At 49.1% G+C, this 22,005-nt stretch carries 18 protein-coding genes; 13 read left to right on the top strand and 5 right to left on the bottom strand.

Features of this window, described 5'->3' with window-relative positions:
* Positions 1–16: 16 nt before the first annotated feature.
* Positions 17–319 (bottom strand): HU family DNA-binding protein, encoded by a 303-nt coding sequence (locus ACYVAD_RS04855; protein WP_176565554.1) that lies wholly within the window; start codon positions 317–319, stop codon positions 17–19.
* A 192-nt stretch (positions 320–511) separates the two neighbouring features.
* Here ACYVAD_RS04855 and mutY point away from each other — a divergent pair, with 192 nt between their 5' ends.
* From mutY to gldE, 3 genes are all read left to right on the top strand, one after another.
* Positions 512–1,549: an A/G-specific adenine glycosylase gene (gene mutY, locus ACYVAD_RS04850; protein WP_461138329.1), complete on the top strand. Its 1,038-nt coding sequence runs from the start codon at positions 512–514 to the stop codon at positions 1,547–1,549.
* A 74-nt stretch (positions 1,550–1,623) separates the two neighbouring features.
* Positions 1,624–2,157, top strand: a complete 534-nt coding sequence (locus tag ACYVAD_RS04845) for a single-stranded DNA-binding protein (RefSeq protein ID WP_461138328.1) — start codon at positions 1,624–1,626, stop codon at positions 2,155–2,157.
* 39 nt (positions 2,158–2,196) lie between these two features.
* Entirely contained in the window at positions 2,197–3,546 is a 1,350-nt protein-coding gene (gene gldE, locus ACYVAD_RS04840; protein WP_461138327.1) for a gliding motility-associated protein GldE, read from the top strand.
* Positions 3,547–3,551: 5 nt separating this feature from the next.
* On the opposite strand, the gene ACYVAD_RS04835 is transcribed toward gldE, so the two are convergent.
* Positions 3,552–4,661 (bottom strand): LBF_2804 family protein, encoded by a 1,110-nt coding sequence (locus tag ACYVAD_RS04835; protein ID WP_461138326.1) that lies wholly within the window; start codon positions 4,659–4,661, stop codon positions 3,552–3,554.
* 220 nt (positions 4,662–4,881) lie between these two features.
* Here ACYVAD_RS04835 and ACYVAD_RS04830 point away from each other — a divergent pair, with 220 nt between their 5' ends.
* Positions 4,882–6,483: a S8 family peptidase gene (locus ACYVAD_RS04830; protein ID WP_461138325.1), complete on the top strand. Its 1,602-nt coding sequence runs from the start codon at positions 4,882–4,884 to the stop codon at positions 6,481–6,483.
* Positions 6,484–6,553: 70 nt separating this feature from the next.
* On the opposite strand, the gene ACYVAD_RS04825 is transcribed toward ACYVAD_RS04830, so the two are convergent.
* Positions 6,554–10,591: a S8 family serine peptidase gene (locus tag ACYVAD_RS04825; protein WP_461138324.1), complete on the bottom strand. Its 4,038-nt coding sequence runs from the start codon at positions 10,589–10,591 to the stop codon at positions 6,554–6,556.
* Positions 10,592–10,898: 307 nt separating this feature from the next.
* On the opposite strand from ACYVAD_RS04825, the gene purE reads away from it, so the two are divergent.
* On the top strand, positions 10,899–11,381 hold the full coding sequence (purE, locus tag ACYVAD_RS04820; RefSeq protein ID WP_461138323.1) for a 5-(carboxyamino)imidazole ribonucleotide mutase: 483 nt from the start codon (positions 10,899–10,901) through the stop codon (positions 11,379–11,381).
* A gap of 17 nt (positions 11,382–11,398) precedes the next feature.
* On the top strand, positions 11,399–12,250 hold the full coding sequence (locus tag ACYVAD_RS04815; RefSeq protein ID WP_461138322.1) for a LysM peptidoglycan-binding domain-containing protein: 852 nt from the start codon (positions 11,399–11,401) through the stop codon (positions 12,248–12,250).
* 84 nt (positions 12,251–12,334) lie between these two features.
* Here the strand turns inward: ACYVAD_RS04815 and ACYVAD_RS04810 are convergent, their stop codons facing one another.
* The gene (locus ACYVAD_RS04810) at positions 12,335–13,201 is read right to left on the bottom strand and encodes a DUF481 domain-containing protein (protein WP_461138321.1); all 867 of its coding nucleotides are present in this window, start codon (positions 13,199–13,201) and stop codon (positions 12,335–12,337) included.
* 107 nt (positions 13,202–13,308) lie between these two features.
* Between ACYVAD_RS04810 and ACYVAD_RS04805 the strand changes: the two genes are divergently transcribed.
* The 7 genes from ACYVAD_RS04805 to ACYVAD_RS04775 all read left to right on the top strand — a co-directional run bounded on the left by ACYVAD_RS04805 (position 13,309) and on the right by ACYVAD_RS04775 (position 21,356).
* Positions 13,309–14,274, top strand: coding sequence for a Gfo/Idh/MocA family protein (locus ACYVAD_RS04805; protein ID WP_461138320.1), 966 nt, complete (start codon positions 13,309–13,311; stop codon positions 14,272–14,274).
* Positions 14,275–14,392: 118 nt separating this feature from the next.
* Positions 14,393–15,556 (top strand): AIR synthase-related protein, encoded by a 1,164-nt coding sequence (locus tag ACYVAD_RS04800; RefSeq protein ID WP_461138319.1) that lies wholly within the window; start codon positions 14,393–14,395, stop codon positions 15,554–15,556.
* A gap of 66 nt (positions 15,557–15,622) precedes the next feature.
* Complete coding sequence (locus tag ACYVAD_RS04795; RefSeq protein WP_461138318.1) at positions 15,623–16,909, top strand: T9SS type A sorting domain-containing protein; 1,287 nt, start codon at positions 15,623–15,625, stop codon at positions 16,907–16,909.
* A gap of 138 nt (positions 16,910–17,047) precedes the next feature.
* Positions 17,048–17,623, top strand: a complete 576-nt coding sequence (locus tag ACYVAD_RS04790; RefSeq protein WP_461138317.1) for a thioredoxin family protein — start codon at positions 17,048–17,050, stop codon at positions 17,621–17,623.
* 79 nt (positions 17,624–17,702) lie between these two features.
* Positions 17,703–18,248 carry a sll1863 family stress response protein gene (locus tag ACYVAD_RS04785; RefSeq protein ID WP_461138316.1) on the top strand — a complete coding sequence of 182 codons (546 nt, stop codon included), beginning with the start codon at positions 17,703–17,705 and terminating at the stop codon, positions 18,246–18,248.
* A gap of 175 nt (positions 18,249–18,423) precedes the next feature.
* Positions 18,424–19,131 carry a DUF3291 domain-containing protein gene (locus ACYVAD_RS04780; RefSeq protein WP_461138315.1) on the top strand — a complete coding sequence of 236 codons (708 nt, stop codon included), beginning with the start codon at positions 18,424–18,426 and terminating at the stop codon, positions 19,129–19,131.
* Positions 19,132–19,238: 107 nt separating this feature from the next.
* The gene (locus tag ACYVAD_RS04775) at positions 19,239–21,356 is read left to right on the top strand and encodes a peptidylprolyl isomerase (protein WP_461138314.1); all 2,118 of its coding nucleotides are present in this window, start codon (positions 19,239–19,241) and stop codon (positions 21,354–21,356) included.
* A gap of 55 nt (positions 21,357–21,411) precedes the next feature.
* Here the strand turns inward: ACYVAD_RS04775 and rdgB are convergent, their stop codons facing one another.
* Positions 21,412–21,990 carry an RdgB/HAM1 family non-canonical purine NTP pyrophosphatase gene (gene rdgB, locus ACYVAD_RS04770; RefSeq protein WP_461138313.1) on the bottom strand — a complete coding sequence of 193 codons (579 nt, stop codon included), beginning with the start codon at positions 21,988–21,990 and terminating at the stop codon, positions 21,412–21,414.
* Positions 21,991–22,005 lie beyond the last annotated feature (15 nt).

The raw sequence follows: 22,005 nt of genomic DNA, 5'->3' as shown, positions 1-22,005 counted from the left end.
AAGGCCAGATTGAAAACTATTCGGCGGCTACTTTAGCCTTGTCACTGGTTTTTACCTGCTCTACGAAAACTTTAGCAGGTTTGAAACTTGGAATGAAGTGTTCGTCGATTACCATAGCGGTATTCTTCGAGATGTTACGGGCAACCTTCTTCGCTCTCTTTTTATTGATGAAACTACCGAAACCTCTCACATAAATATTTTCTCCTTCGGCCAGCGAGTCCTTGACCACCGAAAAGAAGGTCTCAAGAGTGTTGGTAACCTCTGCCTTATCGATTCCGGTTTTATCGGCGATCTCTGAAATTACGTCTGCTTTCGTCACGACTTCTTAAACTTTAACGATTACTGTGTTGTTGAAAATTCGGGTGCCAAAAATGGGAGCACAAAGGTAGGGGTTTCAACAGATTTAAAAAAACTTCATTGCTTCCTTTTTGCGACCACTCGTGCATTTTCCTGTTTTATTTTGAATTGGCAATCAGACCTTAACGTCACTGAGACAACGTTTGCACCGACCTTGGAGCGCTGGTACGAACGGCACAAGCGCGACCTTCCCTGGCGTCACACACGTGACCCATATCGCATCTGGCTATCGGAAGTAATTCTCCAGCAGACTCGCGTAGCACAAGGCAAACCTTACTACGAACGCTTCGTTGAAAACTACCCAACCGTAGCCGACATGGCTCGTGCTGACGAACGCGAATTATTACGTCTCTGGCAAGGGTTGGGTTACTACTCTCGTGCCAGAAATCTGCACCAGACAGCCCGTTACGTAACGGAGCAGTTGGCGGAGAAGTTTCCGGATACGTATCATGACTTGCTCAAAATGAAGGGAATCGGGGCGTATACGGCTGCTGCTGTTGCGTCATTTGCCTTCGGTGAGCGCGTACCGGTGGTTGATGGCAACGTGTATCGGGTGCTGGCCCGCGTGTTCGGCATCGAAGAAGATATTACAACGACGGGTGCCAAGAAAACCTTTGCTGCTCTGGCGACTCGGTTAATACAGGCTGCCGACGATCCGGCTACGTATAATCAGTCAATCATGGAGTTTGGTGCTATCCAGTGTACTCCCATAGCGCCAGATTGCCTGCTTTGTCCACTACAACAACAATGTGCGGCATATTTGACCGGGCGGCAGCACCTGCTACCGGTAAAGGCGAAAAAAGCCCCCGTTCGGAATCGCTACTTCAATTATCTAGTATTTCGAAAAGGTAACCAGATCGCCATGCGTGAGCGTACCAATCAGGATATCTGGCAGAGTCTATACGATTTTTATCTACTTGAAACCGACGAGCCCAAGGCTGCTTTACGGGACTTAGCGCTACCCCAGGCTGTTGAAAAGTTGGTTGAGCAGGGTGTGCTGGCTGCTCCACCCGTAGTGGTTTCGCAGTTACTTTCCCATCAGCGGATTAACGGGCAGGTCTATTTAATTGATCTACCCGAGGAGCTATCAGGAGCATTACCTGACGGCATGACTTGGTATTCCCGGGCTGAGGTAGAACAACTTCCCAAGCCTGTTCTAATTACCAATTATTTGGTCAAAAACGTTGCGTAAGTTGGTTTAATTCAGTAACTTTAAGCAAATAAAGCACACTAAACCCTTCGTATAAAACGTAAAAAAACAAGCAAATGGCAAGTCTTAATAAAATGACCATCATCGGTAATTTAGGTGCTGATCCTGAGGTACGTTACCTGGATGGTGGTGCTGTTGTCGCAACCTTCAACGTGGCTACGACCGAAAAATTTACCAACCGGAATGGTGAGAAAGTTGAGCAGACCGAATGGTTCCGGGTTGAGCTCTGGAACGAACAGGCCAAGGTCGCTGAAAAGTACTTGAAAAAAGGAAACTCGGTCTATGTCGAAGGTCGGTTACGTACTGAACTCTGGACGGACAAAGAAGGTAAAGAACGTACTTCGTTACGGGTACGGGCTAACACCATGCAGTTGCTGGGCTCACCAAACAGCGACCGGCAGGACGAGCCTGAATACGAAGCGCCCCGGGCGCAGGCTGCTCCCCAAGCCGCACCAGTGCGTCAGCAGCCTCAACCCCAGCGTGCAGCCGCACCAGCTCCTCAGCCATCCGCTCCTCGTCAGCAACCGGCCCGGCGTGAGCCTGAGCCGATGCCATTCGATGGGGGTGGAGATGACGACCTACCGTTCTAAATCCCGCAATGCTCGATTGTTGAACGAGATATAGTATAGATGGACCATAGTGATCCCCTTCCTCGACAGGTGCTTCCAGCTTTAACTAGCTGGAGCACCTATTTTGATTTATACGCCCCTTACACGGCGCTTATCCTGCTGCTTCTTGTGCTGGCCGCTCTGGTATCAGCCTCGGAAGCGGCTTTCTTTTCGTTAACCCACGATGATCGGGTACGTTGCCGCGATAGTATGCAGGCAAATGAACGGCAGATTGCCAATCTGCTGGAACGCCCCAAACGATTACTAGCTTCATTGGTGATATTTAACAATCTGCTGAATATCAGTATAGTTGTTATTGTTACGTATCTGACCTGGAAATCATCGCAGGCCGCTTACCAATCAATCTGGACATTATTAGGAGTGGTATTGACCACTACGTTGGCGATCGTTCTTTTTGGCGAGATCATTCCTAAGGCGTATGCCAGCCAGAGTAGTCTGAGTGTTGCTCGTCGAACAGCTCCTCTTGCCCAAATAGGTTTGTTTGTCTTTCGGCCATTTTCCATTTTACTGGTTAGCCTAAGCAATCAAATCGATAAACGAATTCAACGACGCGGCTATAAATTATCCGTTGAAGAGTTGAGTCACGCCGTTGAGCTGACGGGTGGGAGTTCGTCGGCTGAAGAGAAAGAAATGCTGAAAGGAATCGTCAACTTCAGCAGCTTAACCGCCCGACAGGTGATGCGCCCCCGCCATGATATATCAGCGTTACCTAGTAATCTGACCTTTACTGAGCTGGTTGCGCAGATAAACGAGTCCGGTTATTCAAGGGTTCCTGTATATCATGAATCGCTGGATCAGGTAGAAGGCATTCTTTACATTAAAGACTTGCTACCGCACATACAGCAGAGCGACTCGTTTGCTTGGCAATCGTTATTGCGTCCTGCCTATTTTATTCCGGACAACAAGAAAATTGACGATCTGCTCCAAGACTTTCAGAAGCGCCGGGTACATATTGCTATTGTTGTCAATGAGTATGGAGGTACCCGGGGACTGATTACGTTGGAGGATATTATCGAAGAAATTTTTGGGGATATCAACGATGAGTTTGATGAGGAAAGCCCCGAAGGATACCGACGTGAAGACGAACAAACCGTGGTATTCGAAGGAAAAATGCCGATCTCAGAGATCTGCCGCGTACTGAATGTCGACAGCGCTACGTTCGAAGCCGTACAAGGAGATAGTGAATCATTAGGCGGCCTGCTACTGGAACTGTTCAACAGGCTACCCAGAACAGCAGAAAAGATTAGTTACGCCAATTTTACGTTCGAAATCCTCTCCGCCGATGACAAACGGATTCATGAGGTACGGGTAACGAAAACGCAGGAGGTGCCCGTTGAGAAGACGAGTTGAGGGGCTTATACCCACAACCCTTTACCCTGGTTGTATTCTTTGCCTAACTTCTGGATTTCGCTGATCGAATACGTCAAAAGCCCTTGTTTCTGAAGCTGGCGGATTTGACGTTTTTCGACCCATGATAATCGGCCATCGATCAACACCCCAAAAATAATGAGACGTTCAAGGCTCTGGCGTACGTTGGGAGAAATATTGGCAATTTGCGCGATGAAGTCTCCAGTTAGCGGTTTATTTGTTCGCAAATCGAAGCGATCAATAAGCGTCTCGGTCAATAGATAATGGGCGTAGTTGTACTGGCGCTTCAGGATTGCCACGTATTGTAAAGCTTCCAGAATCAAGGGGCGAAATTCGGAGTCTTTACCCCACTCGTCGTGTAGTTCGTTCACGAATTCCCGGATTGTTGTCGGAGCCATCACGCGAACCTGTGCTTCGTGGAGCACCTGCCAGGATGCATAAGCGTTCCAGAGCGCAAAAATGGGCATACCTAACAGATCCGTAAACTGACGTAATACATATCTGCCTAAAAAACGCCGGACTACTACCTTTACCAGAAACTGGCTCAAGAAGGCCTTAACTTGGTTAAGTAGAAAAAAAATGGTCAGGCCCCAACGTGGCATGTTCAGGTACGGGTCGATACCGAAACGAAGAATCCCCCGATGGGTTTTCTCAAGGGCAGCATCGGCCAGCGCCCGCAGGTGACGATCGTATTGAGCATCGTGAGCCCGGGGAAATTGGCACACGTGCATAATCGTCTTAACACCGAGTAAATTGAGACCGATGAGCAGGTGGATTTCTACGTAAACGATCAAAATCCCATAGACAATCGTCACTAGTGGCAAGTGATACGTATCGCCCAGCAAATTGATCTGGGTACTCTGAAAAAAATCGGGCCAGTTGTATTGTGGAATGTACAGGAACAATACGCCTAAAACCCCCAAAAAGGCCGCTAGACTAAGCGTTAGCACCTTCGTTCGTTGAATAAGCCGGCTCTCGACCGGGTTCAGAACGTAAGGTTCATCCGTGGGGTGAACTGTATCAAGTGCCCGCCTTAAATACCGCAAAGCCAGATGATCGAGCGGACCTGTGCCGTTTTTAGGGGGCCTAGTAGACATAATCCTTATTGATAGTGGAATTATTTCTACAACTATAAAAATGAACGGGTTGTTAATAAAAATGCGAAAAGCTTAATGAATAAAATACGACCGTTCAGTAAACTTGTAGCGATTGTAACGGAAATCCACTAAATGGATGTTTTAACAAGTTTTAAGCTTTAGTACAAAGACTTTCCTTGATTTTGTTGAGCTTTATCGCGAAGCAGAACGTTTAGAGTATATGAAGAAACTCCTAGTATATGCAGCAATGAGTCTGCTGGCAACGGGTGCGTTGGCACAACAATCCCAATGGTATCTGTCGGATAAGTCCGATAAATCGGCTGGGATCAGCGTTGAAAAAACCTATCGCGAATTGCTGAAGAATCGCAAACCAACGCCAGTTGTTGTGGCGGTCATTGATGGTGGAATCGATACAACGCACGAAGATTTGCGCCGGGTGCTTTGGACCAATCCAAAAGAAATTCCCGGAAACGGAATTGATGATGATAAGAACGGCTACGTAGATGACATTCACGGCTGGAATTTCATCGGTGGAAAAGATGGACGTAACGTAAGCTATGAAACAGCGGAGGTAACGCGTTTGTACGCTAAGCTGAAGCCAAAATATGAGGGCAAAACCCGTGCGTCGTTCAAGCCTGAAGAGCAGAAAGAGTTTGACCTCTATAAAAAAACGAAAGCTGAAGTCGAGAAAAACCAAGCCCAGTACAAAGCGCAATACCAGGGCATCAGCCAGTTTTATATGCAGTTTGCGGGTGCCGTGAATGCTATCAAAAGTGCGTATGATGTAAAGACGCTTGACACGACAGCCCTGCGGAATATTGCTGATACGACTAAAAACGAAATGCTGAAAGGGCCCGTCAACGCTATCCGACAGTTATTGCAGCAACAGCAAGTCGCCAATGCGGATGATGTAATTGGGGAGCTTGAAAAAGCCAATGAGCAGTTAAAAGCCCGCGCTGAATACAACTACAATCCAGATTTCGATAGCCGGGCTGTTGTGGGTGACAATCCAGAGGATATGACCGAAAAATATTACGGCAATCCCGACATCGCTGGTCCGCGTCCAGATCATGGAACCCACGTAGCGGGAATCATTGGAGCCGATCGGACGAATGAGCTAGGTGTAAAAGGAATTGCTGATGCGGTTCAGATTATGGGTGTCCGGGCGGTTCCCGATGGCGATGAGCGCGACAAGGATATCGCTAATGCTATTCGTTACGCGGTTGACAACGGAGCACAGATCATCAACATGAGCTTTGGAAAGGACTACTCGCCCAACCGTAAAGTGGTAGAAGATGCGGAGCGGTACGCGCTGTCGAAGGGCGTATTAATGGTCCACGCGGCTGGAAATGACGGAAAAGATATTGACACAGCCGCTAACTATCCGGCTCCCCGTTTTCTTGATGGAAAAGAGATTCCAAACGTAATTACGGTGGGGGCAAGTGCCGAAAGTACAGGTGATGATCTCGTTGCTAGCTTCTCGAACTATGGCAAAAAATCAGTCGACGTTTTTGCGCCAGGCCGGGCAATTTATTCGACCGTGCCGGGGAGTAAATACGAAAACAACGACGGTACAAGCATGGCCTCGCCGGTTGTGGCCGGGGTAGCTGCGGTGCTGAAATCGTATTTTCCGAAACTGACCTACGCGGATATTAAACGGATTATAGAACAGTCAGCAACGCCTTACGCTATTAAGGTCCACAAGCCTGAATCTACGGATACGATTGATTTCAAAGCGTTGTCAAAGACGGGTGGTGTTGTTAACCTGTATGAAGCAGTCAAATTGGCTATCGCGCAGGAAGACGCTGCCAAAGGAAAATAAGTCGGACACGTCTGGTGAATAAAAGCAACAGCCCGCAAACTGAATGTTTGCGGGCTGTTGTCGTTTTAGGCTACTGCTTTTTGATTCGTTTAACCCAAACTGACTGAGATGTCTGGTCATTGATGACAACTATAAAGGTGCCACCGGGTAGATCACCAATATCTAGGTCGACTGAATAGTCAGCACCGTTACGTTGCAGGGATGCCGTTCGGATGGTCGTTCCTCGTAAATCAGTCAGGCGGACGACAGGTGAGTAGGAAAGGATTGGCATGTTGACTAGGGAGACCGTAATCTGTTGCGTGGCCGGAATAGGATAAACGTTCAGAATACGTTCCTGGACAGTGGGCTCTGCTGCCAGAATCGTTACGTAGGTTTCATCGGAAATTAGTTCACCACATCCATTGACGCTTCCTCTGACTGAATACCGTCCTGATTGAACGACGGTAAGACTTGCCCCGGTAGCCCCCGTGATAGCTACTCCGTTCAGAAGCCACTGAATGTTACTACGAGCGCTAGTGGTCAACATCAAGCCATTGGTTGTAATGGTTGGCATAACAGGAGTCTGAACCGTAATGGCAAGGGTAGTCGAACGAATGGGTAGGCAGCCGTTCGCGATCTGAACAGCGTAACTACCGGGCGTAGAGGTGGACAACGTACTACTGCTTACTCCTGAAAGTAATTGCGCGTCACGGTACCATTGATACGAATAGTTAGACCCTGTACCGGCCTGTAACACCAAATTGGAACCCTGACAGATGTTAGTTGATCCATTCGCAGTCAACGTAGCAGCAGGGGATGTTCCGGTGGTCGTCGGAACGGCAACCCGTTGCGTTCCAGCACAGTCCAGCGCCCGAACTCGCATATTATAAAAATAATACCAGGCGGTTTTCAAGGTATCTGTTCCACTGCCGGTATCGTATAAAGAACCTTTGATTGTTACCACGGGTGTTCCATTTTGCGTCGCCAATTGAAATGGGAAACCCGTAACGCCGACGTTGCTTCGGAAGATAGATGCACCGTCAGCATAGCTGATGGCTATTTTATAATCGCCAGCGGTCGGTATACGTAAATTCAGTGGGTAAACCGCTCCTGGATCATTCGGGTCATCGACCAGTTGTCCATTACTAACGGCCGTCAAGCTTTGGTTGCGCGTAGGCTGTACGTCCAGCGTTACGCTCGAAACAACCGTGTTGTCGTATTTCTGTACAGTGAAGGTAAGCTTGCCGGCTGCTGCGATGTATAAACGAGCGCTCTCAATCAGAAGTGGAACCTGAGTGGATACCAGGGGGGCGGGGCCGAAATTACCGGCATAGGTACCACCCCCGAAAGCGCTATTGCTGGTCGGCCCAATTACCCCTGAGAAGTCATTCAGACCCGCATAGAGCTGACCGCTGGCTGGTAGCGACCGGAGGGATTGCTGGTTACCGGCTGCCAGGAGATTCCCACCCGTGGGAGCGTCGTACCAATAAGCTACTCCGCTGCCCGCGTTACGTAGTGAAAGAGCCGTGTCACTGCCGCAACGCATCGCCGTGAAGAGCCCCCCCGTTGAAGTGGGTGCTGCCGTGCGGGTTTCGGTAAGCGTGTTGTTAGCAGGTTTGAGATCGTTCGCTAAGCTTGTGCTGATGGTAAACTTGTAAGCCTGGCTGGCTTGCAAGGCAGTACTTGCTGGAATCGCTAATGATAACGTAGTCTCACGGAAAGCCACGATGCTGGGGGCCGAACCCGATAGTGTGGCGATTGGGGCATTGTTAGCGTCTGTAATAGTTACCGATACAGGAACGTTGGTTTGTGTGGCGCTCCCGTAGTTGCGAAGACGCACGGTGACGAACTGTCCCGGCTGACTACAGAAATTACCCTCCGGCGACACCAAAGCTGTGGGGCCAACGTCAATTACCGGTTGAATGACAGTGAGCGTATAATCCTGCGTTTCTCCATTTCCGTACGTTCCGCAACCAGTAATCGTGGCCGGGTTGTCTGTCTCCACCGCAACGATGCGAAAACGGAGAATTTGACCAGCCTGAACCGTTGTCGGAACGGATACTGTAGCGGTAAACTGGCCTGAATTTGCCAGCACGGTTGACGTGGCTACGGTCTCTCCTGCCTCATCAAAGCTACCGTTCTGATTCCAGTCGATAAAGGCTTTGATCGATGCGTTTTTCGTTGCGCCACAAGTGCCGAGCGAAACTGTTAATGGGATCTGCTGATCAGGTTGCACCGTTGTGCCAACGCCTAAAAAGTCGGTATACGCTGTACAGCCTGCTGCGCCAGTCTGATCAATCGTGTTGAACTGAACACGAGCGATTTTAGTATCAGCTGTTGACGTCGCCCTCGATACGCAGGGGACTGACCCACCGATACCGCTAAGAAGCAGAGCGTAATCCTGTTTATTGCCGCTCAGCGTACCTTTATGCGTAATGGTCAACGTGTAAGTTTTTTCCGGTATGGGATTAGCGATTAACACCTGCTCGATGTTATCCCGGACATTATCGCCCCGCGTGGCAGCGTTGGATGGGTTGGCTGGATCAAGTATCCAGGGTTGTGTTATTGCGGTCCCGTCACTAACCCGCAGATCAAGATCATTGACCAGCTTTGGCGTACGACTATTCAAGGCAGTCGTAGCCGTACCAGCAGGGTCTGTCCAGCAAATGGTGGCTACCAACGGCCCTCGACCGGAAGCAACCATCGTAAATGAGTATGTTTCTCCCTGATTGATCGTCCGTTCGTCCAGCAAGTAGTTATTGTTCGTGTTTAAAATCGCCTGACCCGCCCGTTCAGTATTCATGAGTCCCCAGCCGAAGCGGTAGTCCGGTCCGGAAGACGTACCGGCTTCGTCGGCGGTGTGCAAAATCAGGCCTCGCAGCGTCGAAGATCGCATGAACTTACCGCTGTTGCGCTGAGAATACAGTTCCTGCAACAAGAGTGCAGAGCCCGCCACCGTAGGCGACGCCATGGACGTACCACTGTAGGACGCATAAGCGCTATCGTTCGTAGCAATCGACGAAAGAACACTAACTCCAATGCCCGCGATATCCGGTTTAATTCGTCCATCGTCCGTAGGGCCCCAACTGCTAAAGTCGCCCAAAATGACGTCGCTAGCTTGATTATATCCGTAAGACAAATTGCTGGCAGCGGCTACAGAGAGAATATTTTTAGCTGTTCCTGTCGTGCTGATCTGGTCATACCCATTCTGATCATTGCGAGCTACCGTACTGATGTTGTTTGATGTCGATAAGTAATAGGGCAGCCCTACGCCAGGTCCATTCTGGCCATGGCTGTTTCCAGCCGCTTCTACAATCAAATAATAAGGCGCATTCTGGGCAATCTGATCCCAGACTCTGGTACTCGAGTTATAAAGCCCAAACTTGTAATCTTCGGTTTTGCTAACGGTTGTATCGCCCCACCATTCCCACTTGGTCGTCGTTGTTCGATCACTGTTATAAACCCAGCCGGCCTGGGTTCCATAGGAGTGGTTAGAAACCAACAGGTTTGGCGCAGCTGAGGTCATTTCTGTTGCGTCATTTTTAAAATCGTAAGCGCGCAGATTAGTACCGAACGCCATACCTTTCACCCGAGGGTTGACGCCTGCGGCCATGATAATGCCCGATACGTGCGTAGCATGATCATCGTTCGTGTCAACATTGTCGATCTGAGTAACTCGGCTCGTTGTACTGGTTCGGAACTCGACGTGCGTATTGCGCACCTTTCCCCCGTCCCAGATGGCTATCTTATTGGAAAGCGTACTCCCCGACAAGGAAACCCCTAAACTGCCGCCTGTATACAGCGACGAGGTACGTAGACTCTGACCGGCCTGGGTCGCGCTGTATGTGGTGTTATATAATAGTTCGCCTGTTTCGCTGATACCACTCAGGAGTACAACTGTGCCATCGGAACGGCGATGTTGAGAAGGGCGGCCTAGCTTTTGGGCTACTGCTGCTGCTCGCTGATAATTCTCCGTCCGTTCAGCCGTGATGATTCGCTGAATCTCGCGTTGTCTAGCTTGTTGCTGCGCTGTGTACTGGCGCAAAGGCTGAGCGTAGCCTAGGAATGAAATCAGATAGAATATACCTGTAGCGAACAGACAATTCCAGAATCGTAAAGATTGATGCATACAGAGAAAAGCCCGTTAGTACGCCGTGATTGCACGTAACAACTAGTACGATCAAAACGACTGTGTTGTTGCGATAGCCTAGGGCAGTAAACAAATTAATTCACTGTTAATCTACCTTGTCAAGCTAGTCGTTTATGTGTGATTAGCACGTAATCTAAAAAAGACGTGGCATAATCGATTAAACCCAAAGCGATCAAACTAGTCGAAAATAGGGAAGTAAGCCCGGTAACAAAAAAAAGAAGATTGACCGGGGAAAGTCCGTCAATCTTACGTTACTTCGCAGATAGTCAATTACATTATTTTCTGAATGATCGGTATTATCATGGGTAGCCTGTCCGACCGCAAGGTTATGCAGGAAGCGGCCAGCGTTCTGACCACGCTCGGGGTCGCCTGGGAAATGGACATTGTATCGGCGCATCGAACGCCCGAAAAAATGGTCGACTACGCAAAATCAGCCCGTGACCGAGGGCTCAAAGTTATTATTGCCGGCGCCGGTGGCGCTGCTCATCTGCCTGGTATGGTAGCCTCGCTCACTACGTTGCCCGTAATTGGCGTTCCTGTCAAGTCTAGCAATTCGATTGATGGCTGGGACTCCGTCCTATCGATTCTACAAATGCCTGCGGGAGTTCCTGTGGCAACGATGGCGCTTGACGGTGCCCGTAACGCGGGGATACTGGCAGCACAAATGGTTGGCGCGTTTGATGAGCGAGTAGCGCAAAACCTGGCTATTTTCAAAGAGGAATTGAAAGAGAAAGTAGCCGATATGAGTCGTCAGCTGATGACTCCCTAAGCGGACAACAACATACTATGGAAACGGATAAAGAAACAACAAACTCGCGCCCCGATAATAACTCCAGCCTGCCCGCCCTGACTCTTGTCGTTTTAGTTGGGATTATCGTTGCGCTGCTGTACGTGGGGTATGATTACATCTCCGATGACACAAACGGCTCTGACGAACTGACGAATGTGGCTCTCGACACCACTACGCAGCAGGCGATGGTACAGGACGACCCGGAGATGTTAATGGCCCCCCAGGAAGCCGATACGTCCTCGCAACCCGCTCCCGTAGATTTGTCCCAGGCAGAGCCGCCAGCGGACGTTCCGGTAGCGGATGCAACAGCCGAAGACGTTGCTGCTGCGAATCGGGAAACAACCGGTAAACCAACGTCGCCCGAAAAAACCGTTTCGAAGGAATCGAGTGCCGGAACACCTAAGGAAGAAAAGAAAGAATCAGTAGCTAAGGCTGAACCACTTAAGGTAGAGAAGAAAGCTGAGAAGCCGGACGTTAGTACGCCGAAAGAAGAAAAAAAGGTGGAACGACCTATTGAGAAAGTGGCTATCAAAGCCGGTGGGGTAACTCGCCCGTATACTGTTGGTACGGGTGAAACTTTCTACGGTGTTGCCAATCGGTACAACATGAAACTCAGCACCCTGAAGGCACTTAATCCAGGCGTATCGGAGTCAGACGTAAAGGCTGGTGTAACGAAGCTGAACGTAAAAGTTATGGCAGTACACACAGTAGGTCCCGGCGATGTGCTGCGCGTGGTGGCTCAGAAGTACGGCGTTAGCAAAGAAGCGTTAATGCGAGCCAATAAGAAAAGTAAAGACATCGCCACCCGGGGAGAAAAGCTGATCATTCCGTATCCGGACAAGAAATAGAAGGAGAAGTAATAAGAAGGGGAGAGAGGAACAAGTAAAAGAGTGATGGTATTCTTTTCTTTTTCCTTTCTCCCCTTCTTGTTTCTACTTTTTCTCGTAGACAAGCCCAATAGTAAACCGAAGATCGTTATTCAGGCGGCCTGGTACGACCAGACTCTCATAGGCATTGGCCATTGTTGAGCGTAAGCTGATAAGTGTTGTCAGCTTGATCTGTAGACTGACACTAGCATTCCATCGGACGTTATACTGACCAAGAGCAGGTTGATAAAATGCCGTGTGCGTCACCTTAAATCGGTCGGCCCCGAAAGTGTATTCACCGTAAAGCCTGGCTGAGTTTCGGATGATGTTGATATCATTTAACTCAACAAAATCAGTAAACTCTTGTACCAGTACGTTCGTCAGCGAGATATATATCTGTTTTCGGTCGATCAGCTTGTAGCCTACTCCACCAGCAACGGTCCAGCGTCGATCTATTTGCCGAAGGTTGCTCCGTTCGAAAGACCCAAATGCTAAGTAGTAGAGTCGGTTAGCATACCGATACGTTGTTCGAAAATCGCCGAACCACTCTCGCTCAGCCAGCACCCTGCTTTGCTCACCGTACACAAACGAGGGATTACTAGAAATCTTAAAGTAGTTACTGAGTTCGTAATCTGTACTCCCGGCCAGTTGCAGTAAAGTCCGGTTGACATTACCACTTGTTACAGTACCGTCGGCGGCAAACCGGTATCGTACCGTACGAATCCGCTCCGGCTGAACAGGCTTCTTTGCGGCAATAGAATCGGCAATCTGCCGGGCTCGGGTTGAATCTTTATTGACTTTAATCGAGTCAGTTAGCACCGGCTCTTTCGTTGAAGGCCGTAGCGGATCTGGCTGTTCGACAATCTGACCAAAGACGGGTACGAAGGTGAAAAGAAAACATAACGAGATGAGTAGGGACCGGTATTTTTTCACTAGCAAACAGGATGGTAAGGACGCAACTTAGGAAAAAACTATAGATTTGACTGCCGTTCAGCCCGGTAATTTAGGCTGTTTATCGTCTCTCAACTTATGTGTTGCTTATGATTCGCTGGGGTATTCTAGGGCCGGGACACATCGCCCATAAATTCGCAAAAGACTTACTAACAGTACCAGATGCTAAACTGTATGCTGTTGCATCTTCCGATCAGCAGCGAGCCGATGAGTTCGCCCGGGAGTATGATATTCCTCACGCTTTTGGACATTATGCAGATCTACTGACTCTACCCGAACTGGACGTCGTTTACGTCGCTACGCGTCATATTCGGCATCACGACGACGCAATCATGCTGCTGAACGGAGGGAAAGCCGTATTGGGCGAAAAGCCTTTTGCAATGGACTTGACGCAGGTGCGGGAGATGGTTGATACCGCGCGTTCGAAGCAGTTGTTTCTGATGGAAGCCCTCTGGAGCCGTTTTATGCCTACGGTACAAAAAGCACGCGAATGGGTTGAAGCGGGTGCCATTGGGGAGGTAACAGGTGTTCGTGCTGATTTCGGTTTCAAAGCCATGTTCAACCCTGAGGGACGTTTGTTTGACAAGAAACTAGGCGGTGGAGCGTTGCTCGACATCGGTATCTACCCGCTGTTCTGGTCGTATTTTATGCTGGGAATGCCGCAGTCGATCAAGGCAACCGCTACGTTCGGATCGACCGGCGTCGATGAACAAATTGGTATGGTGGTGACCTATGCGGATGGAGAAATTGCCGTGCTGGATAGTACGTTACGTACCAAAACACCCTGTGAAGCTTATGTGTACGGTACTGAAGGACTTATCAAAGTTCATGGTCGCTGGCACGAGAGCACTAGTCTGACACTCGAACGAATTGGCGAAGTGCCCGAAACGCTCACGTTTGACCGCTCAAGTTTCGGATATGATTTTGAAGCGAAGCACGTTATGGATTGCCTAGCTAGTGGTTTGACCGAAAGCCCGCTCTGGTCCCTGACGGATAGCCTAAACCTGATGACTTTATTAGATCAGGTCCGCGCCGAAGTGGGAATCAATTATTAGGCAGGAAGGGGAGGAGGAAAGGAGTTTTGAGGCTAGCTTTTTTAGTACGTACTACCATTTTTCCTTTCCTCCCTCTCGTCCCTTTCCTCCCCTTCCTCCTTTTCTTTACCTTTGCCCCATGACTGACCGTTATGCCCAGCGCGGAGTTTCCGCCAGTAAAGAAGACGTTCACAACGCCATTGCTCAACTTGATAAGGGGCTGTTTCCAAAAGCTTTCTGCAAAATCGTACCAGATACGCTCGCTGGTGATCCTGATTTCTGTACGATTATGCACGCCGATGGGGCCGGAACAAAATCGTCATTAGCGTATCTATACTGGCGTGAAACGGGTGATTTAAGCGTGTGGCGTGGTATCGCTCAAGATGCGGTTGTCATGAATACCGACGATTTGATTTGCGTAGGCGCTACCGGGCCAATGCTACTGTCGTCGACTATCGGTCGGAACAAGAATCTGATTCCAGGGGAGGTAATCTCCGAAATTGTTAGCGGTACCGAAGAGGTATTGCAGCTGTTGCGTGACCACGGCGTTGACATTTACAGCACCGGTGGCGAAACCGCTGACGTGGGAGATCTGGTACGTACCATTATTGTTGACAGTACGGTCATCGCCCGAATGCGACGTGACCAGGTAATTAGTAATGATCAGATTCAGGCGGGCGATGTGATCGTTGGTCTGGCTTCCTTTGGACAGGCAACCTACGAGAACCAGTACAACGGCGGAATGGGCAGTAACGGCCTGACATCCGCCCGTCATGATGTATTAGGACATTACTTGGCCGATAACTATCCCGAAAGTTTTGACCCAGCTGTTGATAAATCGTTAATATACAGCGGCTCTAAATCACTGACTGACTTGGTTGAATCGACTGGTCTAAACGTCGGGCAGCTTATCCTCTCGCCAACCCGCACCTATGCTCCTGTTGCGAAGGTATTATTGGAAGAGTTACGGGAGCAAATCCATGGCATGGTTCATTGTTCGGGCGGGGCACAAACAAAAGTGCTTCACTTTGTGGATAATGTACATGTCATCAAAGACAATCTATTCCCAGTTCCACCTCTGTTTCAACTAATACAGGAACAAAGTGGTACAAGCTGGCAGGAGATGTATAAAGTTTTCAATATGGGCCACCGGCTGGAAGTATACCTGTCAGAAGCGCACGCACAGCGCGTTATTGAGATCGCCAGCTCGTTTGGAATTGACGCTCAGGTCATTGGCCATGTCGAAGCCTACGAAGGTAAGCGAGTAACTATAGAGACAAAAACGGGTACTTTTATTTACTAAACAGTCGCTTAAGTAGGTATAAATGAATAGTTTGCGCCGGATTTTACACCGTAACGCACACTATTCATGTTTAACCGTTTGTTGACGGCCTCACTAGGTCTTTTAGCTATCAGTGCTCGTCTATCCGCTCAGACCACGTACTTCGAACAAAACTTTTCAGCAGGAGGGACTCCTGCCTCTTACGTTAGCAGCTCACCCAATAATACGCAGGTCAATGGGCTAGCCGGTTTGAGCGCTACCATTACGAATAACGCTGTCCAGTTCAGCCGGCCAACGGATGCTAACACGGGTCACATAGCCCGTTCGTCAAATTTTGCTAGTACACCTACCTCCCTGCACGTTCAGTTTAGCTTTGAGGTGCTTTCAAATGACATATCTGTCAGTTCGACTAGTTCCGTAATACTGTACATTGGAAGTGGTTTCAACAGCGGCCCGCAAAACCCGCTCATCAGCGAAATGTACGCGCGAGTAGGATTCAACTTGTCAGAAGTAAAATCGGGAGAATTCTCGATTAGAAATATGCCAGGTCAGGGGTCTGCTAGCAACAGCGCTTCGTTTAGCGGCCGCCAAACAATTACGTTTGCCATGAACAATACTGGCACTAGTAATTTCAAGTATGTCGCGCCAACAGGCGTTTTGGAAACTCTGCCTGATGATACGTATGACATATGGGTGGGAACAACGAAGGTATTCAACGATCAGGCAGTCACTACTCCTGGTCAGGCAATTAATAATTTTAAGTTTCGGTTTAGTAATGGTGTTGGTGTTCTGCAAATCGGGCGCATCATCATGCGCGATATAAGCGGCACGTTGCCCGTATCACTGCTTTCATTCACGGCTAAACCCGAAGCCAATCAGGTGCAGCTAGCCTGGAGTACGACGTCGGAGCAGGATGCCGATCGCTTTATTGTCGAGCGTAGCCGTGATCTGACAGAATACGTTTTGGTTGGTGAGGTAGCAGCCAAAGGAACAACCACTGTCCGACAGAACTATGGCTTGATCGATACTCATCCGCTGCCCGGCGCCAACTATTATCGATTAACGCAGATAGACTTCGACGGAACAGCACATTCTTACAAACCCGTCGCGGCTATTGTTCGACCGGAAGAACCAGGGCTATTCGTATATCCGATGCCGACGAGTTCTGATCGTATCCATGCGCAGATCTGGAATGCTGAGGGAGCTCAAATTCGTTTGCTCACTCACACCGGTCAACTTATTGAAGGAAGTCTGGAGCGAGCAGGTGAAAGCGCTGATTTTGTGCCCGCACAATCGCTCCAACCAGGGTTATATATTCTTGAATTGACAGCACCTGACGGACAAAAACGTACGCAGAAAGTGATCGTTCGTTGAATCCCGTTCAGGAAGACTTGCTCTGGAATTAATCATTTTGCCACTTATGTTGTCTAAACACTAAAATCCCTTACGAAGAGCAGAGTGTTAAAGCGCATGAATTATCTACTGAGCAGTCTTCTAGCAGTTATTTGTACCGTGGCTAATCTAGATAGTCAAGCACAAATTCGTCAGGGCTATACTCTTGGCGATGTAATAGCCGACTTTCGCCTGAAAAACGTAGATGGTAAATCTGTTGCACTCGGCGATTTTCGAAATCAACGGGGCGTAATCATTGTTTTTACGAGTAACCACTGTCCTTTTTCCAACGCCTACGAAGAGCGACTTCTGGCTCTAAACCAGAAATTTTCGCAACAGGGCTTCTCTATTGTCGCTATTATGTCTACTGATCCGGCAGCTTACGCTGATGATACGTTTGAGCAGATGCGGGAGCGGGCTCGGGTGAAAAATTATAGCTTCCCTTATTTGTGGGATGACACCCAGACTGTGGCCCGAGCCTTCGGGGCAAGTCGTACTCCGCAAGTATTCGTGCTGAATTTGGTAAACGGGAAGTTTATTCTGGAGTATACAGGGGCAATTGACGATAACCCACAGGACCAGTCCGAGATACAGCGCCACTACGTCGACGAAGCTGTCACCAGTTTGTTAGCTGGTCATCCTGTTCAGTCACCAATAACCAAACCAATTGGCTGCGCTATCAAATGGAAGCAGTGATACGAGTGGATTTTCTTGGCGCTTGGCACAGCGTTTGCCAATGAATAGGCAGAACTAACTACACAAAAGATTAAACGCTATGAAAAAGACACAACTCGTGCTGGGACAACTTCGGAATTTTGGTGGTACGATGATGCTGGTTGCTTCACTGGCACTGTTACAAGCCTGTGGCTCGGACAATAAGAATGAGTCACGTACAGAAGATGCCATGGAGCAAACTGGTGACGCAATTAAGGCCGATACCAAAGATGCAACGGCCGAGGCACGTGAAGATCTGAGAGAAGCAGGTGATAAAGCTGAAGCTAAAGCAGACGAGGCTGGCGAGGATTTCGAGCGGGAACGTAAAGAAGCCGTCTCCAAAATGAGAGAACAAAAAGACAAGTTAGACGCTAAAATCGATGATTTACAGGCTGATATAAAGCGTCAGGGAGCAAAAGCAAAAGCTGAATCTAAGGAAGAGTTAGCCGAGCTAGAGCAGGATCGCAAAGAGTTGGGTAACGACATTGATAAAGCACAAAACGCATCAGCTGCCGCCTGGAAAGATATCAAAGCTGGTTTTAAGAAGGCAGGCCGTAATATTGGCGATGCTTTTGACAGAGCAGGTGACAAGCTAGACAATAACTAGTTGCTGTTAGTTTTCAAACATAAAAAATGACAAGCGCCGACCTCAACTTGGGGTCGGCGCTTGTGTATTAAGTGTGGTCACTTCTCCCCATTTTTGTTGACTATTCGTTAGTAACGTTCGAAAACGTAATCCAGCTGACTAGCCATAGTATAGATTTTTTCGTTTACTGAATTAAATGAGCATTGTAACCGTAACCGTATTCCGCTACAGAACAGGGGCTCGTTTTCGGGCTTTTGCCAATATGGGGCGGTGGCTACGCCAGCCGATGACAGTGCCAGCCCTACAATTCGGTAAACTCATGGGAAGTGGTCAGAACTTCGGTTTAATGCCCGACTGGTCGACCTATGTTTTCCTAGGAACCTGGCCTGATTTAGACAAAGCTCACCAGTTTAAACAGTCCCGCTTATTCAAGCAGCTGCAAAACGACACTGAGTCGGTAAGTACGTTGTACCTGAAACCCCAGAGATCGCACGGTCAATGGAGTGGTCAGAACCCGTTTGAGGTTGATACCAGTTCTCTGGTGCCCGTAGATAGTGACGCCCCTGTCGCCGTGTTAACTCGCGCAACCATACGAACCCGCGCTCTGCCCGACTTCTGGCGTCACGTTCCGCAGGCTCGTCAACGGTTGCAGGAACACCGCGACCAACTTCTGTTTGGAATCGGCGTCGGAGAAGTTCCCATAGTACAACAGTGCACGATTAGCGTCTGGCGAAACCCGGCTGCTGTAGAGCAGTATGCGTATCGGCAGAGCGGGCACAAGGAAGTTGTTCGCCTGACACGACAACGAAATTGGTATGCCGAAGAATTGTTTGCCCGCTTTGGTGTAGTAGGGGCGGAAGGCGAATTATTTACTGAAATCGCCAATCAGTTGACGGACAACTAGTCTTACCCACAAAAAAGCCAATTTTGTATCGTTATTCGGATAAGTTTCGCTTGTATTCCAGCCAAGTAAATTGTTATTTTGCGGGCTAAATTGTACGTAAAAGCGAAATGTCTGTCATTAACAAGATCAGAGAACGTTCAGGGTTAGCCGTAGGCATTATCGCCGTCAGCTTGCTTCTGTTCATCGTGGGTGGTGATTTGCTCGGCGGCCGTAGTACGCTGTTCGGCGGAAACCAGCAGGAGGTTGGCGAGATTGCCGGCCAATCCATTGATTACCCGGAGTTTAATGCGAAAGTAGATCAACTGCGGGCGCAATTTGAACAACAGGCAGGCCGGGCTCCCGCAGAGCAGGATCTGGCTCAGATTCGTGAGCAAGCCTGGAACCAGTTCATTTTTGAAATTGCCTATCAGAAGCAGTTCGATAAACTAGGGCTGAAAGTGTCGCCAGAAGAGCTGGTGGACATGGTACAGGGGAACAACATCAGCCCCTCTGTTCGGCAGGCATTTACGAACCCTGAAACGGGCGTGTTCGATAAATCGACTATTATCAATTACCTGAAAGGTCTGAAAAATCTGCCACCACAGCAGCAGGCTGCCTGGGCTAGTTTTGAACAGAACTTAAGCTCTGATCGTCTTCGCGAAAAGTATGAAGGTCTAATGCGGATGTCGATTTTTGCGACTACCGCTGAAGCACAGAAAGAATATCAGGCTCAGAACACAAAAGCGAATGTCAAATTCCTGTACGTTCCGTTTTACGCGGTAAACGACACAGCGATTAAGGTGACCGACTCGCAATTACAGGACTACCTGAACCAGCATAAAGATGAATATCCTGGTGTAAACAGCCGGACAATTCAGTACGTTACGTTCTCCATTGCTCCGTCAAAAGAAGACAGCTCGTCGTTGTATAACGACATCAAATCGCTGGCTCGCGGACTGGGTGCTGCCAAAAATGATTCGACCTTTGCGCAGCAAAACAGTGACGTCCGTGTACCGCTTTACCTGACAGCAGGCGAGATGCCCGAACAACTGCGGGCGGCTATCCCAACCTTCGCACCAGGTGGTATTTATGGGCCGTTCCGTGAGGGTAATACGTACTTCATTTACAAGTACGGCGGCACCAAGAAAGATACGAGCTTCACCGCTCGGGCTAGCCACATCCTGATCAGCACTCAGCGTGCACAGGGTGATTCGGCCAAAGCAAGCGCGCGTCGTCGGGCTGAAGACATTCTTCGTCAGATTCAGGGCGGGGCTGACTTTGCCGCACTGGCTCAGCAGAATAGTGACGATGGTTCGCGGTCAATCGGTGGCGATCTTGGTTACTTCAAAAATAACGGCCAGATGGTGAAGCCTTTCGAAACAGCTGTGTTCAGCGCTACTTCGGCTGGTTTAATTCCTCGCATCATTGAAACGGATTTTGGTTACCACATCATCAACGTAACCCAGCCTAAGACGAACACGCTGTATCGGATTGCGGGTATCGGTAAAACGATTAACCCAAGCCAGACCACGCGTGACGAAGCGTTGCGGAAAGCGGATCAGTTCGCATCGGAAGCCAACACGAAAGAAGAGTTTGACGCTAAAGTGAAGGAAGATAAGTCCCTCGTTGTGGCAACCGCCGAACGAATTCCCGAAAATGCTAATCAGATCAACGCGTTAAGCGACGCTCGTTCGGTAGTCCGGTGGGCATTTGATAATAAGACGGATGTTGGTGACGTATCAGAGCCTTTTGAATTAGGCGATCAGTATGTTATTGCTGTGCTGACCAACAAAACGGACGAAGACGACGTAAAAGTTGACGACTACCGCTCTGAGCTGACCGCCAAAGTTCGTAACAAATTGAAAGGCGAGCAGATCATCAGTAAACTGGGTAACACTAGTGGATCGCTGGAAGCAATTGCCCAAAAATATGGTGCAGGGGCTCTGGTAGAAACGGTTGAAGACGTAAACCTGGCAACTGGCTTCCTGCGTAGCGCGGGCGTCGACCCAAATGCTCTGGGTAGAGCTTTTGGTCAGAAAGCAGGTAAACGCTCGAAACCATTTGTAGGTGAAAGCGGTGTCTTGGTTATGGAAACGACCAGCATTACACCAGCGCCGGGCATTGCTGATTACTCAGTATACAAAACGCAGCTTCAGCAGAACGGTGCTTCACGCACCAGCTTCTACATCAACGAAGCTATCAAAGAGAACGCGAAAGTGGAAGATCGCCGGGCTAAATTCTATTAAGACCGAGTCACGTTCAAAGAAAAAAGCCCCCGCTGCACAGCGGGGGCTTTTTTCTTTAATTTACTTGCTCCTGCAAGTAGACTATCATTTTTTTCAGGGCCTTAGCCCGGTGGCTGATAGCATTCTTCTCGTCACTGCTCATCTGCGCAAAGGTTTTGTCGTACCCCTCTGGCCGGAAAACCGGGTCATAGCCGAAGCCGCCCGTTCCTTGTGGAGCATCTATAATTTCTCCTTCGACAATGCCTTCAAACTGGTGTTCAACGCCGTGGAGAAGTAGCGTAAATACCGTAATAAATCGAGCTTTACGGCTGGGCTTATCCGCCAGATTGCTGAGAAGTTTCTGAATATTTAGCGCAGCATCGCGGCTTCCTGAGTAGAATGCACTGTCAACGCCCGGCTCGCCGTTGAGCGCTTCAACTTCCAGACCTGAATCATCGGCAAAACAGGACTCACCAAAATGGGTCCAAACGTATTCGGCTTTCTGACGCGAGTTTCCGGGAATGGTACCCGAGGTTTCGGGTAACTCATCCGTACAGCCGATGTCACGTAACGTTTTTAATGTGAAGGCATCTCCCAGTTGGGCAGCTACTTCGTCGAGTTTGTGTTGATTATTAGTAGCAAAGCATAGTTCCATACGCACAAAAAAGCC

This window comes from Spirosoma pomorum (genome assembly GCF_054776615.1).
Note: the sequence above shows the minus strand (reverse complement) of the source record. Positions and strands in the feature narration are given on the sequence as shown.